This is a genomic window from Martinezella tropici (genome assembly GCF_008370325.1).
GTDB classification, from domain to species: Bacteria; Pseudomonadota; Alphaproteobacteria; order Rhizobiales; family Rhizobiaceae; genus Rhizobium; species Rhizobium tropici_B.
In genome coordinates, this window is the sequence record NZ_VNIP01000011.1 from 290,162 (window position 1) to 303,877 (window position 13,716).

At 59.0% G+C, this 13,716-nt stretch carries 10 protein-coding genes and 1 tRNA gene; 3 read left to right on the forward strand and 8 right to left on the reverse strand.

The features are described 5' to 3' along the window. Positions 1 to 172: 172 nt before the first annotated feature. Together FP026_RS22315 and rpoZ are read right to left on the reverse strand one after the other, a co-directional pair. Positions 173 to 2,404: a RelA/SpoT family protein gene (locus tag FP026_RS22315; RefSeq protein WP_149636772.1), complete on the reverse strand. Its 2,232-nt coding sequence runs from the start codon at positions 2,402 to 2,404 to the stop codon at positions 173 to 175. A gap of 100 nt (positions 2,405 to 2,504) precedes the next feature. Next, the gene (gene rpoZ / locus FP026_RS22320; RefSeq protein ID WP_069616142.1) at positions 2,505 to 2,903 is read right to left on the reverse strand and encodes a DNA-directed RNA polymerase subunit omega; all 399 of its coding nucleotides are present in this window, start codon (positions 2,901 to 2,903) and stop codon (positions 2,505 to 2,507) included. Between the two features lie 301 nt (positions 2,904 to 3,204). Here rpoZ and FP026_RS22325 point away from each other — a divergent pair, with 301 nt between their 5' ends. Continuing rightward, positions 3,205 to 3,789: an NYN domain-containing protein gene (locus FP026_RS22325; protein ID WP_149636773.1), complete on the forward strand. Its 585-nt coding sequence runs from the start codon at positions 3,205 to 3,207 to the stop codon at positions 3,787 to 3,789. Positions 3,790 to 4,090: 301 nt separating this feature from the next. Here FP026_RS22325 and smpB read toward each other — a convergent pair whose 3' ends face one another. Together smpB and dapA are read right to left on the reverse strand one after the other, a co-directional pair. Continuing rightward, the gene (smpB, locus tag FP026_RS22330; protein WP_149636774.1) at positions 4,091 to 4,570 is read right to left on the reverse strand and encodes an SsrA-binding protein SmpB; all 480 of its coding nucleotides are present in this window, start codon (positions 4,568 to 4,570) and stop codon (positions 4,091 to 4,093) included. A gap of 136 nt (positions 4,571 to 4,706) precedes the next feature. Next, positions 4,707 to 5,591, reverse strand: coding sequence for a 4-hydroxy-tetrahydrodipicolinate synthase (dapA, locus tag FP026_RS22335; RefSeq protein ID WP_113250712.1), 885 nt, complete (start codon positions 5,589 to 5,591; stop codon positions 4,707 to 4,709). A 217-nt stretch (positions 5,592 to 5,808) separates the two neighbouring features. Between dapA and FP026_RS22340 the strand changes: the two genes are divergently transcribed. Both FP026_RS22340 and FP026_RS22345 read left to right on the forward strand, forming a co-directional pair. Next, complete coding sequence (locus FP026_RS22340) at positions 5,809 to 7,860, forward strand: lytic transglycosylase domain-containing protein (protein ID WP_149636775.1); 2,052 nt, start codon at positions 5,809 to 5,811, stop codon at positions 7,858 to 7,860. Between the two features lie 75 nt (positions 7,861 to 7,935). Further along, on the forward strand, positions 7,936 to 8,829 hold the full coding sequence (locus FP026_RS22345) for an alpha/beta fold hydrolase (protein ID WP_149636776.1): 894 nt from the start codon (positions 7,936 to 7,938) through the stop codon (positions 8,827 to 8,829). A gap of 124 nt (positions 8,830 to 8,953) precedes the next feature. On the opposite strand, the gene FP026_RS22350 is transcribed toward FP026_RS22345, so the two are convergent. The 4 genes from FP026_RS22350 to FP026_RS22365 form a co-directional block, all read right to left on the reverse strand. Next, entirely contained in the window at positions 8,954 to 10,021 is a 1,068-nt protein-coding gene (locus FP026_RS22350) for a porin (RefSeq protein WP_149636777.1), read from the reverse strand. Between the two features lie 446 nt (positions 10,022 to 10,467). Then, a complete protein-coding gene (locus tag FP026_RS22355) occupies positions 10,468 to 11,529 on the reverse strand; it encodes a porin (RefSeq protein WP_149636778.1) in 1,062 nt (353 codons plus the stop codon). Positions 11,530 to 12,200: 671 nt separating this feature from the next. Beyond that, a tRNA-Ser gene (locus FP026_RS22360) sits at positions 12,201 to 12,290 on the reverse strand. Positions 12,291 to 12,420: 130 nt separating this feature from the next. Further along, a complete protein-coding gene (locus tag FP026_RS22365) occupies positions 12,421 to 13,638 on the reverse strand; it encodes an NAD(P)/FAD-dependent oxidoreductase (protein WP_149636779.1) in 1,218 nt (405 codons plus the stop codon). Positions 13,639 to 13,716 lie beyond the last annotated feature (78 nt).

Genomic DNA, 13,716 nt, shown 5'->3' on the forward strand with positions numbered 1-13,716 from the left:
TCGTTTCTTCGATGATCAGAAGATAGGCTCAACAAAGGTGAATTACCACCGCTCTAAAATAGACACAGCCATGCGTTCGGCGCATATCTATCCGGAAAGGTGCTCGATTTTGGTCATAAAATGATCACAAAATATGCAGCCTGCCTCGGATCGAGGTAGTGTCGAGCAGAGCTCACTCGTAAAGGCGCTTCACCGTGGCGATGCAGTCGAGCTCCTTGAGCTGCACCAGAAGCTGGTTGAGCTGGCGCAGATCCCATACTTCCACATCGAGCGCCATTTCGGTGAAATCGGCGGCGACGCGAACGGTGTTGAGCACGCGAATATTGACATCGATATCGGCGACGGTCTGCGCCACCTTGGCCAAGGTGCCCGGCTCGTTCAGCGCGTTGATCATGATACGCGCCGCAAAGCGGGACTTGTTGGCCTCGTCCAGATCCCAGCGCACGTCGATCCAGCGCTCCGGCTCGTCGTCGAACCGCTGCAGGACCGGCGACTGGATCGGATATATGGTGATGCCTTTGCCCTTTTCCATGATGCCGACGATGCGGTCGCCAGGAACGGCGCCGGTAGAGGCAAAATGCACCTCGACATTTGCTGCCAGGCCACGGATCGGCGGAGCCTCTGCATCGGTGCCGTCAGCCAGATCGGCCTTGGTCTTGCCGGGGATCTTGAAGATCATGCCCGAAGCGCTGCGGACGTTGAACCAGCCCTCGTCGCCGGCCGGCTTCACGGTCACGCGCTCATCCTGATGATCGGGGTAGACGGCGCGCAGGACGTCGAGCGACGACATCTCGCCGCGCCCGACGGCCGCGATCGCATCCTCAACATCCTTCTGGCCGAGGCGATGCAGGGCCGGCTTCAGGGCATCGCGTGAAAAGACCTTGCCGGCGCGCTCGAAGGTGCGCTCCAGAATACGGTGGCCAAGGCCGGCATATTGCTTGCGGATGGCAAGGCGCGTCGCGCGGCGGATGGCGGCACGCGCTTTGCCAGTGACGACGATCTCTTCCCAGGCGGCCGGCGGCACCTGCACGCCGGATCGGATGATCTCGACTTCATCGCCATTGTTCAGCCGCGTCACCAGCGGCATGATGCGGCCGTTGATCTTAGCGCCGACGGTGGTGTCGCCAATGTTGGTGTGAACCGCGTAGGCGAAGTCGATCGGCGTCGCGCCACGCGGCAGGGCGATCAGCTTGCCCTTGGGCGTGAAGCAGAAAACCTGATCCTGGAACAGCTCGAGCTTCGTGTGTTCGAGGAATTCTTCCGGGCTGTCGCCTTCGGCCAGCGCTTCGATCGTGTGGCGCAGCCAGGAATAGGCATTGCTTTCCCGCGACAGGAGCTCACCGTCCGCACCATTGCCGTTGCTATTCGTACCATCCTTATAGAGCGTGTGGGCGGCAATGCCGAATTCGGCGATTTCGTGCATGCGCTTCGTGCGGATCTGCAGCTCGATGCGCTGGCTGGAGGGACCGACGATGGTGGTGTGCAGCGAGCGGTAGTCATTCTGCTTCGGTGTCGAGATATAGTCCTTGAACCGGCCGGGAACGACGCGCCAGCGGGTGTGCACGATGCCGAGAGCACGGTAGCAGGACGGAATATCGTCGACGAGAAGGCGGAAACCGTAGATATCGGAAAGCTGCTCGAAGGAGAGCGACTTCGACTGCATCTTGCGGAAGACCGAATAGGGCTTCTTCAGCCGGCCCTTGACCATGGCGTTGGCAAGACCGTTGGCAACAAGCAGATCGCGCAGCTCAGTCTCGATCTTCTTGACGAGGCCCTCGTTGCGCCGCGACAGCTCCTCGAGGCGCTTGGTGACGGTGTCATGCGCTTCCGGATTGATATGGCGAAAGGAGAGCTCTTCCAGCTCCTCGCGCATATCCTGCATGCCCATGCGGCCGGCAAGCGGCGCATAGATTTCCATCGTCTCCTCGGAAATGCGGGCGCGCTTTTCCGGCGACATATGATCGAGCGTGCGCATATTGTGCAGGCGATCGGCAAGCTTGACCAGCAGCACGCGCACGTCGTCTGAAATGGCGAGCAGCAGCTTGCGCAGGTTTTCCGCCTGCTTCGCCTTCTTGGTGACGAGATCGAGCTTCTTGATCTTCGTCAGCCCTTCGACCAGGCGGCCGATATCCTCGCCGAACAGTTCGTCGATCTCGGCGCGCGTCGCCGTCGTGTCCTCGATCGTATCGTGGAGAAGCGCGACCGCGATGGTTGATTCATCCAGACGCATATCGGTCAGGATGGCAGCAACTTCGAGAGGATGGGAAATATAAGGATCGCCGCTGGCACGTTTCTGCTGGCCATGCTTCTGCATCGCATAAACATAGGCTTTGTTGAGTAGAGCTTCGTTGGCATCGGGCTTGTATTTCTGCACGCGCTCAACAAGCTCGTATTGCCGCATCATTCCAAAGCTACTCCAGCAAAAACAAAAGCGCGCCAGTCATATGACCGGCGCACGCATTTCCCCATCATATCGCTCCTGCCCGGAGCATCAAGGTCGACGATCAGTAATCGTCGCTTTTTTCCGGCGGAACCAGGCCTTCGATACCGGCCAGAAGTTCTTCTTCCGACATCTGGTCAAAGGTAACGGTCTCCGGCAGATCTTCTTCCTCGTCGCTGGAGGCGGAAGCGCCGGCTGCGAGCAGGCTTGCCGGATCGGGCTCGGGCTCATCCACTTCCACATGCTTCTGCAACGAATGGATGAGATCTTCCTTGAGGTCGTCCGGCGACAGCGTCTCGTCGGCGATTTCGCGCAATGCAACAACCGGGTTCTTGTCGTTGTCGCGGTCGATCGTGATCGAGGAGCCCTGCGAAATCAAGCGAGCGCGATGGCTGGCGAGCAGCACAAGCTCGAACCGGTTTTCTACTTTATCAATGCAATCTTCTACTGTGACACGGGCCATTGCCTGTCCTTTGCGGTCGTGATGTCGTCATCATGTCTCGGAGTAGCACGCCGATACAAGCAAACGATGGCAAATTCAAGTTTTTCCTGTTTGAGCGCCTTCGCACCTCCTGGGAAAGTGCTAAAATTACCCTAGACAAACAGCGATTTCTACCCTGGATTGCTTGGAATATCACATTTCGTGCCCTACATCTTGGTTATATGAATAATTCATAAAGTACTACGAATTATTCTGCAACGGATTGTTTTAGCTGAACTTTGAATGAAATCATTACGTTTTTATAACAGTGGATATGTAGGCAATGTTTGACCCACGCGAAAAAATCGCACTCTTTATAGATGGCGCCAATCTCTACGCTGCATCCAAGAGCCTCGGTTTCGATATTGACTACCGCAAGCTCCTGAAAGCTTTTCAGAAACGCGGATATCTCCTGCGCGCCTATTATTACACCGCCCTTATCGAAGATCAGGAATATTCCTCGATCCGCCCGCTGATCGATTGGCTCGACTATAACGGCTACAAGGTCGTCACCAAGCCGGCCAAGGAGTTCACGGACTCCATGGGACGCCGCAAGATCAAGGGCAACATGGATATCGAGCTGGCGATCGACGCCATGGAGCAATCCGAAACCGTCGATCATCTGGTGATCTTCTCCGGCGACGGCGACTTCACGACCCTTGTGGAGGCCCTGCAGCGCCGCGGCCGCAAGGTGTCGGTCATCTCGACCATGGCAACCCAGCCACCGATGATCGCCGACGATCTGCGCCGCCAAGCCGACCATTTCATCGATCTCGTATCGCTGAAGGCGGAAATCGGCCGCGAGGCCTCGGAGCGTCCACAACGTCCCGTCGAACCGACACCCGCCGCTTCGGATGTCGAAGAGTAATTGAGGGTACATCAGACAGGTTCGCTGTTTGCCGAAGCGTAGTTGCGCGCGGTGGAAGCGTTTCGCGTTTGCCGCGGCAGCCGGCCCTTCGCTAAGGCATCCTGAGCCTGCCGAAGAGGCGTTCGTCGCTGCAATCGATTGACGCCCAGCTGTAGTTGCCCAGGGATAGTTCTGCACGACGCAAGCGTTTCGCGTTTGCCGCGGCAGCCGGCCCTTCGCTAAGGCTCAGGGCGTTCGTCGCTGCAATCGATTCACTGGATCGATTGCTCGGGCTTTGCCCGACCGCTCCTCACCCTCACTCTCACCCATTGTCCTTGAGCAGGCGGCTCTTCTGCCTGTTCCAATCGCGTTCCTTCTCGGACTCGCGCTTGTCATGCAGCTTTTTGCCCTTGGCGAGCGCCAGTTCCAGCTTGGCGCGGCCGCTGTCGTTGAAATAAATCTTCAGCGGCACGAGCGTCATGCCTTCGCGATTGATGGCCGAGCGCAGCCGGCCGATTTCGCGGCTGGAGAGCAGCAGCTTGCGGCGGCGGCGCGGTTCATGGTTGAAGCGATTGGCCTGCAGATATTCCGGGAGATAGGAATTGATCAGCCAGATCTCGCCATCCTCGTCCGAGGCGTAGGATTCGGCGATATTGGCCTTGCCTTCGCGCAGCGACTTGACCTCCGTGCCCTTCAGCACGAGCCCCGCTTCGTAAGTGTCGATGATCTCGTAGTTGAAGCGCGCCTTGCGGTTTTCCGCCACGATCTTGTTGACTACGCGCTGGCTGCCTTTGGGTGCCATGGTTCTTCTTCTTTTCTTGCGTCATTCCGGCAGCGGCCGAAGGCGCGCCAAGTTCCTGCACCCTAAATAAGCGAGACCGCCCTCCTTGTGAAGAGAGCGGTCCGGCGGAGTTTCGGCAGAGCGTCCGTAAGCCGTCTCAGTTCAGAAGGCCGGCATGGCGCATGGCGGCATCGATCGCCGCTTCCGTGCCCGGCTCGAGCGTCGACAAGAGCGGCGAGCGCACATTGCGGCTCATGCGCCCAAGGCGGGAGAGGCCGTATTTGGCGCCGCAGAGACCGGGCTCCAGGAAGATCGCCTTGTGCAGCGGCATCAGGCGATCCTGATAGTCCAGAGCCTTGGCATAGTCACCTGCAAGTGTCGCCGCCTGGAATTCGGCGCACAGGCGCGGCGCCACATTGGCGGTCACGGAAATGCAGCCGACGCCGCCATGGGCGTTGAAGCCGAGCGCGGTGGCATCCTCGCCGGAAAGCTGGCGGAAATCGCGACCACAGCTGATACGCTGCTCGGAGACGCGCTCGATCTTGCCCGTCGCATCTTTCACGCCGACGATATTGGCGTAGGTCTTCGCAAGCGCCCCCATCGTCTCCGGCGTCATATCGACGACCGAGCGACCGGGAATGTTATAGATATAGATCGGTAGCTTCACCGCCTCGGCAATAGCGGCGAAATGCGCGTAAAGCCCCTTCTGCGTCGGCTTATTGTAGTAGGGCGTGACGACCAGAACCGCATCGGCGCCGACCTTCTCGGCGTGCTGCGCAAGCTCGATCGCCTCGCGGGTATTGTTCGAACCCGCTCCCGCCATGACCGGAACGCGCTTATTGGCAACTTCGATGCAAAGCTCGACGACGCGCTTATGCTCGTCATGCGACAAGGTCGGCGATTCCCCGGTGGTGCCGACAGGCACCAAACCCTTGCTACCCTCTTTTATCTGCCAGTCGACATGCGAGGCAAAGGATGCCTCATCCACCTTGCCGGCGTCAGTAAAGGGCGTAACGAGTGCGGGAATGGATCCCTGGAACATGCAAGTCTCCTAGCGGCGCGGCATTCATGCTTCGGCCGCAATCCATGGTTATGAATCCGCGCACCATAAAGCGCTGGCTTGACGGCGACAAGCACGCTTTGGATGGTAGAGGGCAGTTTCGGATATCATAATTGATTGAAATTCGGACCACCGGTAAGGTTTCGTTAATATAGCATTTGGCAAATGGAATGGGACCGTTTGTTTTGTGAGTAGCCGGATGAAGAGACCAGTCATGATCTGGACCGCTGTGGGCTTGGCGGTGGCCTGGGGCGCCGTTGCCTCGCAGCTTCCCGGCCAGCAGACGTCCACACGCGCCAGCGCCGATCTCGCCATGGCGACGGATCCCATAAGCACGGCCGCGATCCCACGCAGCGGCGCCATCGCGCCGGTGAGCGGAGACCTGAAGGCCGGCCTGGACGCGCTTTCCAACAAGAACCCGATGCAGGCGCTTGCCATCCGCAACAGCATGGACGAAGGCACGCTCGATCGCCATATCCTGACCTGGGCGATTGCCACGTCGGGCCAGCCGGGCATTCCCTCGGGTGAGATTGCCACCGCCGCTCGCGAACTTCAGGGATGGCCCGGGCTCGGCAGCCTGCGCGCCAATTCCGAGCGTGCGCTCTACGCCGAAAACCCGGCGACGGATCAAATTCTCGCCGCCTTCGGCAACTCGCAGCCGGAAACCGTGGAAGGCGCCATCATCCTCTCACGCGCGCTCATGGCGCGCGATTCATCCGCTCAAGCCGGCAAGCTGATCCGCAAGATCTGGCGCGACGAGCCGCTCGATAAGCCACTCGAAGACAAGATCCTCGCGGAATTCCCGAACCTGCTGTCGCCTGCCGATCACAAGGCGCGCATGGACTATCTGCTTTACCGCGACCGGACTGCGCAGGCCAAACGCTTCGGCGATCTCGGCAAGGCGCAATCGCTCTACAAGGCCTGGGCCGCGGTCAGTGATCGCTCCCCCAAGGCCGACGCGCTGATAGCTGCCGTCGATGCGCAATGGCGCAAGGATCCCGCCTATCTCTTCATGCGGATCGAAAGCCTGCGCCGCCAGAACAAATATGACGACGCGGCCAATCTGCTGGCGCAAATGCCGCGCGACCGCAGCGCGCTTGTCAGCCCCGGCCAATGGTGGAACGAGCAGCGCATCGTCAGCCGCGGCCTGGTGGACCAAGGTGAATTCAAGGCGGCCTATCGCATCGTCGATGCCAGTGTCGCTGAAAGCCCGCAGGATATCGGCGAGGCCGAATTCCATGCCGGCTGGTACGCTCTGCGCGGCCTGCAGGACGGCGCAAGCGCGGCAAGCCATTTCCGCAAGATCCTGCAGGTTTCGAACGGACCGATCTCGCAATCGCGCGCCTGGTACTGGCTCGGCCGCGCAGCCGAAGCGGGCGGTGCGGGCAAATCAGCCGATTTCTATGCGAAGGCCGCCTCCTATCCGAGCACGTTCTATGGGCAGCTCGCCGCCGAAAAGCTCGGCCGCCGCACGCTGAATGTCAGCTACCCCTCCCCCTCGACTGCCGATCGCCAGCGCTTCCAGGAGCGCGAAGCGGTGCAGGCGATCTCACGGCTCGAGGCGGCAGGGCATGGCTGGCGTGGAGAGGCGCTCTATCGCGCCCTGGCAAAACAGCTGGAGAGTGCCGGCGAAATCGCCCTGTTGGCCGCTCGAGCAGAGCGCTCCGGCAACCACCAGCTTTCACTGCAGATCGGCAAGATCGCCTATGGGCGTGGCGTCGACGTGGCGGCACTCGCCTTCCCGATCGGCGTCATTCCGGACAACGCCAATATCTCCGGCTCCGGCAAGGCACTCGCCTACGCCATTGCCCGGCAGGAAAGCGCCTTCAATCCGGCTGCGGTTTCCTCCGCCAATGCGCGGGGCCTGCTGCAGTTGCTGCCGAAGACGGCGAAGGCCGTGGCCGGCCGGCATGGGATGGCCTACTCCGCCGACAAGCTGACACAGGATGCGGGCTACAACGCCACGCTCGGCGCTCATTACCTCGGCGAGCAGATCGATACGTTCGGTGGATCCTACATCCTCACCTTCATCGCCTACAATGCCGGGCCGAACAAGGTGCCGGAATGGATCAGCCGCTACGGCGACCCGCGCGGCAAGTCGCTCGACGACGTGATCGACTGGATCGAACGCATTCCCTTCCCCGAGACGCGAAACTATGTCCAGCGGGTCATGGAAAACTACCAGGTCTACAAGGCGCGGCTCGGACAGAAGGCCGACATCGTACAGGATCTGGTCAACGGCCGCGGTTAGCCCAGAACCTCAGTTGTGCGTATTGAGGAAATGCCGTTACATCCCTCGTGATATCCGAAGCACGAGGGACGATGCATGCGTAGCGACGATCAAAGCGGTTTTCTTGCCAGAACGATCCCGGCCGGGGATGGCCTGAAGCTTCATGTGCGGGATTATGCCGGCGACGAAGCGTCGACACGAAGCCGGCCGCCCGTCTTCTGCCTGCCGGGGCTGACACGCAATTCGCGCGATTTTCACCAATTGGCGCTACTTCTATCGCAGGATTCCTTAGCTCCGCACCGGGTGATCACACTCGACGCTCGCGGACGCGGCCTATCCGAACGGGATCCCGACAAGTCCCACTACAATCTCGTCATCGAAGCGCAGGACGTGCTGACGGTTTGCGCCGCCCTCGATATTCAGCAAGCCATCTTCGTCGGCACGTCACGTGGCGGTCTGGTCCTGCATATGCTTGCGGCCAGCCGACCGGATGTCCTGAAAGCGGTCATCCTCAACGATATCGGTCCCGTCCTGGAAAAGATCGGGCTGGCGGATATTCGCGACTATCTCAACCGCGACAGGAAGCCCGTCAATTGGAGCGAGGCAATCGAAATCCTGCGGGAGAACCATGGCCGCGCCTTTACCGCGCTTGCCGAAGAGGACTGGCATGACATGGCGCGAGCGATCTATACCGTTGTCGACGGTAAGCCCGCTGCCGATTACGACCCCGCCATCGCGGTCCAGATGCAGGCACTCGATCTGGAAGCGCCGATTCCCGATCTTTGGACGCAGTTTCAGGGATTTCAGGATATTCCGCTGATGGTGATTCGCGGCGAGAATTCGAAGTTGCTTGCGCAATCCACGACAGATGAGATGGCTAGGCGCCATCCGGGCACTGTCGTCAAAATTGCCGATGGACAAGGGCACGCCCCCATCCTGCATTTCGGCGATATTCCAGACGCGATCCGGGATTTCATCTCAAGGCTTTGAGGACAGCGCCTTAAATCATTTGGTTCCTATAAGAAACAAGAAGGCCCGGTGGGAGACCGGGCCTTCTCTCTTCCGATCGGAGGTCTGATCGGAAGATCTGTCAAATTCGATTCGGCGAACCGAATTAGAAGGTGCGCTGGAAGCGAAGGATACCAGCCCAGGTATCCTTGTTCACGGCGTCGTAGTTGACGTAGGTCAATTCCGGCTCGATCAACAGGTCCTTGACCGGGTTGAACTTGACGTTCGTCGTTGCAGCGAAAGTCTTCAGGTCGTCGTAGGAAAGCTGCAGGTTCCACTTCAGCTTTTCATTGATCGGAACGCCAACGCCGCCCCAGACAGCCCAGTCACCCCAGCCGAGACCAGCACCGCCAGCACCGGCATACTTGTTGAGCTTGTCGCCATCGGTGTTCCAGCCGCCCATAACGAAAGCGGTGAGGACGCCGAAGTCGGCATCGACGCGAGCCTTGACAGCGCCTTCTTCAACGATGGAGTCATAGCCGCCGACGACGCGGAACTGCCATGCGCCGGCCTTGTAGCCAACACCTGCGACAACGTCAGGAGCGTAGTGGTCGGAGCTGTCTTCGCCATTTGCACCGGTTGCGCCCGTGCCGGAATTGCTGTCTTCCACCGAGATCACAGCCGTGAAGCCGTTGCCGGCGTCATACTTGTAGGTGATCTGGTTCAGTTCGTCGGTGCCGTTGATGCCGTATTCGATCACGTCGTCGTTGATGACGTCGCCGGCATAGCCGAGGAACGTCGAATACTGCGAATCAGCCTTACCGACGAGGAAGCCACCGAGGCTGATGTTTGCCCAGAGGAGCTTCGTCGTGGTCGAATTGCCGTCGTTCCAGTCCCAACGAACAACGGTATTGGTCTTCAGCGGACCGTATTCGGTGTCGGTCGCGGTATCGAGGGAGAGTTCAGCGCGGGTATGCCAATAGGTACCGCGGGCACCTGCGTCCTGGCCAGCCTTGTAGGCGTTGTACCAGCCGCCTTCGGTACGGACGCGGCCGCCGATCTTGAGGCAGGTTTCCGTGCCCGGGATGAAGAAGTAGCCAGCACCGTAAGCGTCGCAGATGCGGACATATTCGAGCGGCTCCGGCTCAGCAGCAACGATAGCGTCAGCCGCATGAGCACTGGAAACTGCTGCCAGCGCAGCAGCGGAGCCGAGAAGAAGGCTCTTGATGTTCATAGTAACTCCAGTTTCAATATCAATTAGGTACGAGAAATCACGCCGAAAAAATCGACGCGCCCTACCCCACCTAGTTTTAAAAGTTGACCCCTGATCTGGGAGAACCAAGACAGTAAGTCTTGCTTCCGATTTGGAACCTACAGATCGTTTTTTTCAGAGCAATATCAGAGATAGACTATCAGCAATTGTGACGGGCGTTTCAAAGTGTGCGTTGCACAAAAATCACGTCGCAAAACCGTCATACAGCAGACGCATCGAAAGCCGACTTCTACTCTGGATCAGCTAAAAACCACCGAATTCAGAGGGTTGTATTTAACGACAGCGGCATGCCCGTAAAGAATACGGTATTTTAGTTTGCTAATACTTGCACGCACAGAAAAAGCCCGGCCAATGGCCGGGCTTTCCCTTCACCGTAGTGAAAATCTTATGACCGAGGTCAAATCAGATTAGAAGTTACGCTCGAAGCGGAGGATACCAGCCCACTGGTCCTGATTGATGGAGTCCCAGTTGGTGTAGGAGACTTCCGGCTCGATGAGCAGGTTCTTGACCGGGTTCCACTTGACGTTCGTGGTAGCGGCAAAGATCTTCGAGTCGGTGTAGGCGAGCTGCAGGTTCCACTTCAGCTTTTCATTGATCGGAACGCCAACGCCGCCCCAAACAGCCCAGTCACCCCAGCCGATGCCGGAGGCAGCACCACCGCCGCCAGCGCCAGCATACTTGTTCAGCTTGTCGCCATCGGTGTTCCAGCCGCCCATCAAGAAGGCCGAGAATGCGCCGAAGTCAGCGTCAACGCGAGCCTTGATGGCGCCTTCTTCAACGATCGAGTCGTAACCGCCGACGACCTTGAAGCCCCATGCGCCGGCCTTGTAGCCAACACCTGCGACAACGTCAGGAGCGTAGTGGTTGTGGCTGTCTTCGCCGTTAGAACCGGTTGCACCCGAACCCGAGTTGCTGTCTTCAACCGAGATCACAGCCGTGAAGCCGTTGCCGGCGTCATAGTTGTAGGTGATCTGGTTCAATTCATACGGGCCGTCATAGACCACGTCGTCGTTGATGACGTCGCCAGCATAACCGGTGAACTGGTTGAACTGCGAGTCCGTCTTACCAACCGTGAAGCCGCCGAGGCTGATGTAAGCCCAGAGCAGGTTGGTGGAGGTGGCGTTGCCGTCGTTCCAGTCCCAACGGATGATGGTTTCGGTCTTCAGCGGACCGTATTCAGTGTCGGTCGCGGTGTTGACGTTCAACTCGGCACGAGTGTGCCAGAGAGTGCCATAATGGCTGTCCGGGCTGTAGGCGTCGTACCACTTGCCTTCGGTACGGACCTTGCCGCCGATCTTGAGGCAGGTTTCCGTGCCCGGAATGAAGAAGTAACCAGCACCGTAGGCGTCGCAGATGCGGACGTATTCGAGCGGCTCCGGCTCAGCAGCGACGATAGCGTCAGCTGCATGAGCACCGGAAACTGCTACGAGTGCAGCAGCGGAGCCGAGAAGAAGGCTCTTGATGTTCATATTGACCTCCAGTCAAAGTTTTATCTCGAAAATGAGAACTACCCGAAGGTATTCCCTGTCTCATTCTCGCGTTTCAAGAAGTGGACGATCAATCGCCCTCGCTTCCGAGAGTGAAAATACAAGACGTGCTCTGTCACGCAATCGACATCTTCTCCGAAAGGGGGATTTGCGTGAACCTTCCGCAAGTCCTGTTGCCGAAAGGACACAAGTTGGCAACACCGCTGCCACATAGATTTAGACTTCGTTAAGAAATCCTTTAATCTACCGGTACTTAGGCGGCACATGATTAAGGAGGCCCGGGATAGGCAAACGGCAGCAAAATGGCCAATCCGCGGCGATTTCGAGACCTCCGCGACAGCAGGCAAGCCATCTGCGTCACTTCAGGCGACGACTTCCGGTAGTGTGGACGGACAAGTCTTGCTTGCAGCTGTCCCAAATCGAAGCAAGCGCCCGAACGATTCTCGCCGCGCGATTCGCAGCCGGGCCGCACGGCATCCACAATCCATGTCCTGAGGTCGCATACGGCTGCCGAATCGAGGAAGGCTCCGGACCCGACGGGAAGCTGCCCCCGCATAAACGGAAGCCGCAGACATCGCGGTATCCCAAGCCGGCAAGCCGATAATTTCGTTTGCGGGACTGACGACGATCAATGCAATAATATTTTGGGAAAATGGCGGAGAAGATGGGATTCGAACCCACGATACCATTTCTGGTATACTCCCTTAGCAGGGGAGCGCCTTCGACCACTCGGCCACCTCTCCGGTGCGGCCCTGATAGGGCCATTCATTTATCGACGCAAGCGCTTTTTCGCCTTCGGCTGCGTTCTTTTCCGAGATTCGGCGGCAGCCGGTTGTCGGCCGGAACGCGGTCCGTCCGACTTGAAAACTTATATTAGCCCAATAGCTGCTTCAAATCGGCCGCCGGGTCTGCAAGGATCGCCTTGGACGGATTGGCGCCGCCTTCCAGGAGCTTTTTACCCGTCACATAAGCCTTTGCATCGTTTATCGCGTCGACGGCGATGAAGCGGCCCTGCTTGAAATACCATATCGAAGCCGCGCCCTCGCGAGCGCCGGGGCGCAGAAGCGTCTCGTCATAGCCCAGATTAAAACCGGCAATCTGCAGCTTGACGTCATATTGATCCGACCAGAACCATGGTTTCGGATCATAGGCTTTTTCGCTGCCCACGATGATTTCGGCCGCAGCCTCCGCCTGGTCGACGGCGTTCTGCACTGATTCGAGGCGGATGCGCCCACCCTCCCATGGCAATTCCACGCAATCGCCCACTGCGAAGATATAGGGATCGGAGGTGCGGGCGAACGAATCGACGACGATGCCGTTGCCAACCTCGAGGCCGGCTTCCTTGGCGAGCCTGTCATTGGGCGCAACGCCAATGCCGACGACGACGAAATCGACATCGATCGTCGAGCCGTCGGAAAGTTCCGCGGCAGCAACATGGCCATTGCGGCCGATGAGCTGCTTCAATCCGGTCTTTTCGCGAATGACGACATCATGCTTTTGATGAATGGCCCTGAAAATATCGGCGGTTTCCTTGGCGGCGACACGCTGCAGGATCCTGTCGCCCATCTCGATGAGGGTCACTTCGAGGCCGCGATGGCGCGCGACGGCGGCCGCTTCGAGCCCGATATACCCCCCGCCGATGATAAGCACCCGGCGTCCGGGGCGCATCTCGCCGGCAAGGAGATCGGCATCGCGCTTGTCACGGGCGAGATAGACGCCCTCCAGCGCACCGCCGACGGATGGCGGCAGGTGGCGTGGCGTCGCGCCAGTCGCAAGCGCCAGTGTGTCGTAATCCAGTCTCGAGCCGTCCTGCATGACGATCTGCTTTGCGGCGCGATCGATCTGCTCGACCCAGGTCGACGCGCGGATTTCGACATTGTTGTCGGCATACCAATGTTCGGGCCGGAACAGCAGGCGATCGAAGGTCATCTCGCCGAGCAGGTACTTCTTGGTCAGTGGCGGCCGCTGGTAGGGAAGGCTTTCCTCTGCGCCAATGATGGTGATCGGCCTCGAATCACCCAGCCCACGTAATTTGGCCGCGAGCGCGAAACCCGCCTGCCCGGCCCCGACTATGACCAATCTGCCCGTCACGATCCGTACTCCATTGTTATTATAGCGATCCTCCACGCAACGCGGGGGATGCCTATGGACTTCAGGGGTAACGCCTGC

Excerpts from the sequence above, each read along its gene's own strand:
- FP026_RS22350 (WP_149636777.1), bottom strand. The coding sequence starts at position 10,021 with ATGAACATCAAGAGCCTTCTTCTCGGCTCCGCTGCTGCGCTGGCAGCA.
- FP026_RS22315 (WP_149636772.1), bottom strand. The coding sequence starts at position 2,404 with ATGATGCGGCAATACGAGCTTGTTGAGCGCGTGCAGAAATACAAGCCC.
- FP026_RS22325 (WP_149636773.1), top strand. The coding sequence starts at position 3,205 with ATGTTTGACCCACGCGAAAAAATCGCACTCTTTATAGATGGCGCCAAT.
- dapA (WP_113250712.1), bottom strand. The coding sequence starts at position 5,591 with ATGTTCCAGGGATCCATTCCCGCACTCGTTACGCCCTTTACTGACGCC.
- FP026_RS22355 (WP_149636778.1), bottom strand. The coding sequence starts at position 11,529 with ATGAACATCAAGAGCCTTCTTCTCGGCTCCGCTGCTGCACTCGTAGCA.
- FP026_RS22340 (WP_149636775.1), top strand. The coding sequence starts at position 5,809 with ATGAAGAGACCAGTCATGATCTGGACCGCTGTGGGCTTGGCGGTGGCC.
- smpB (WP_149636774.1), bottom strand. The coding sequence starts at position 4,570 with ATGGCACCCAAAGGCAGCCAGCGCGTAGTCAACAAGATCGTGGCGGAA.
- FP026_RS22345 (WP_149636776.1), top strand. The coding sequence starts at position 7,936 with ATGCGTAGCGACGATCAAAGCGGTTTTCTTGCCAGAACGATCCCGGCC.
- rpoZ (WP_069616142.1), bottom strand. The coding sequence starts at position 2,903 with ATGGCCCGTGTCACAGTAGAAGATTGCATTGATAAAGTAGAAAACCGG.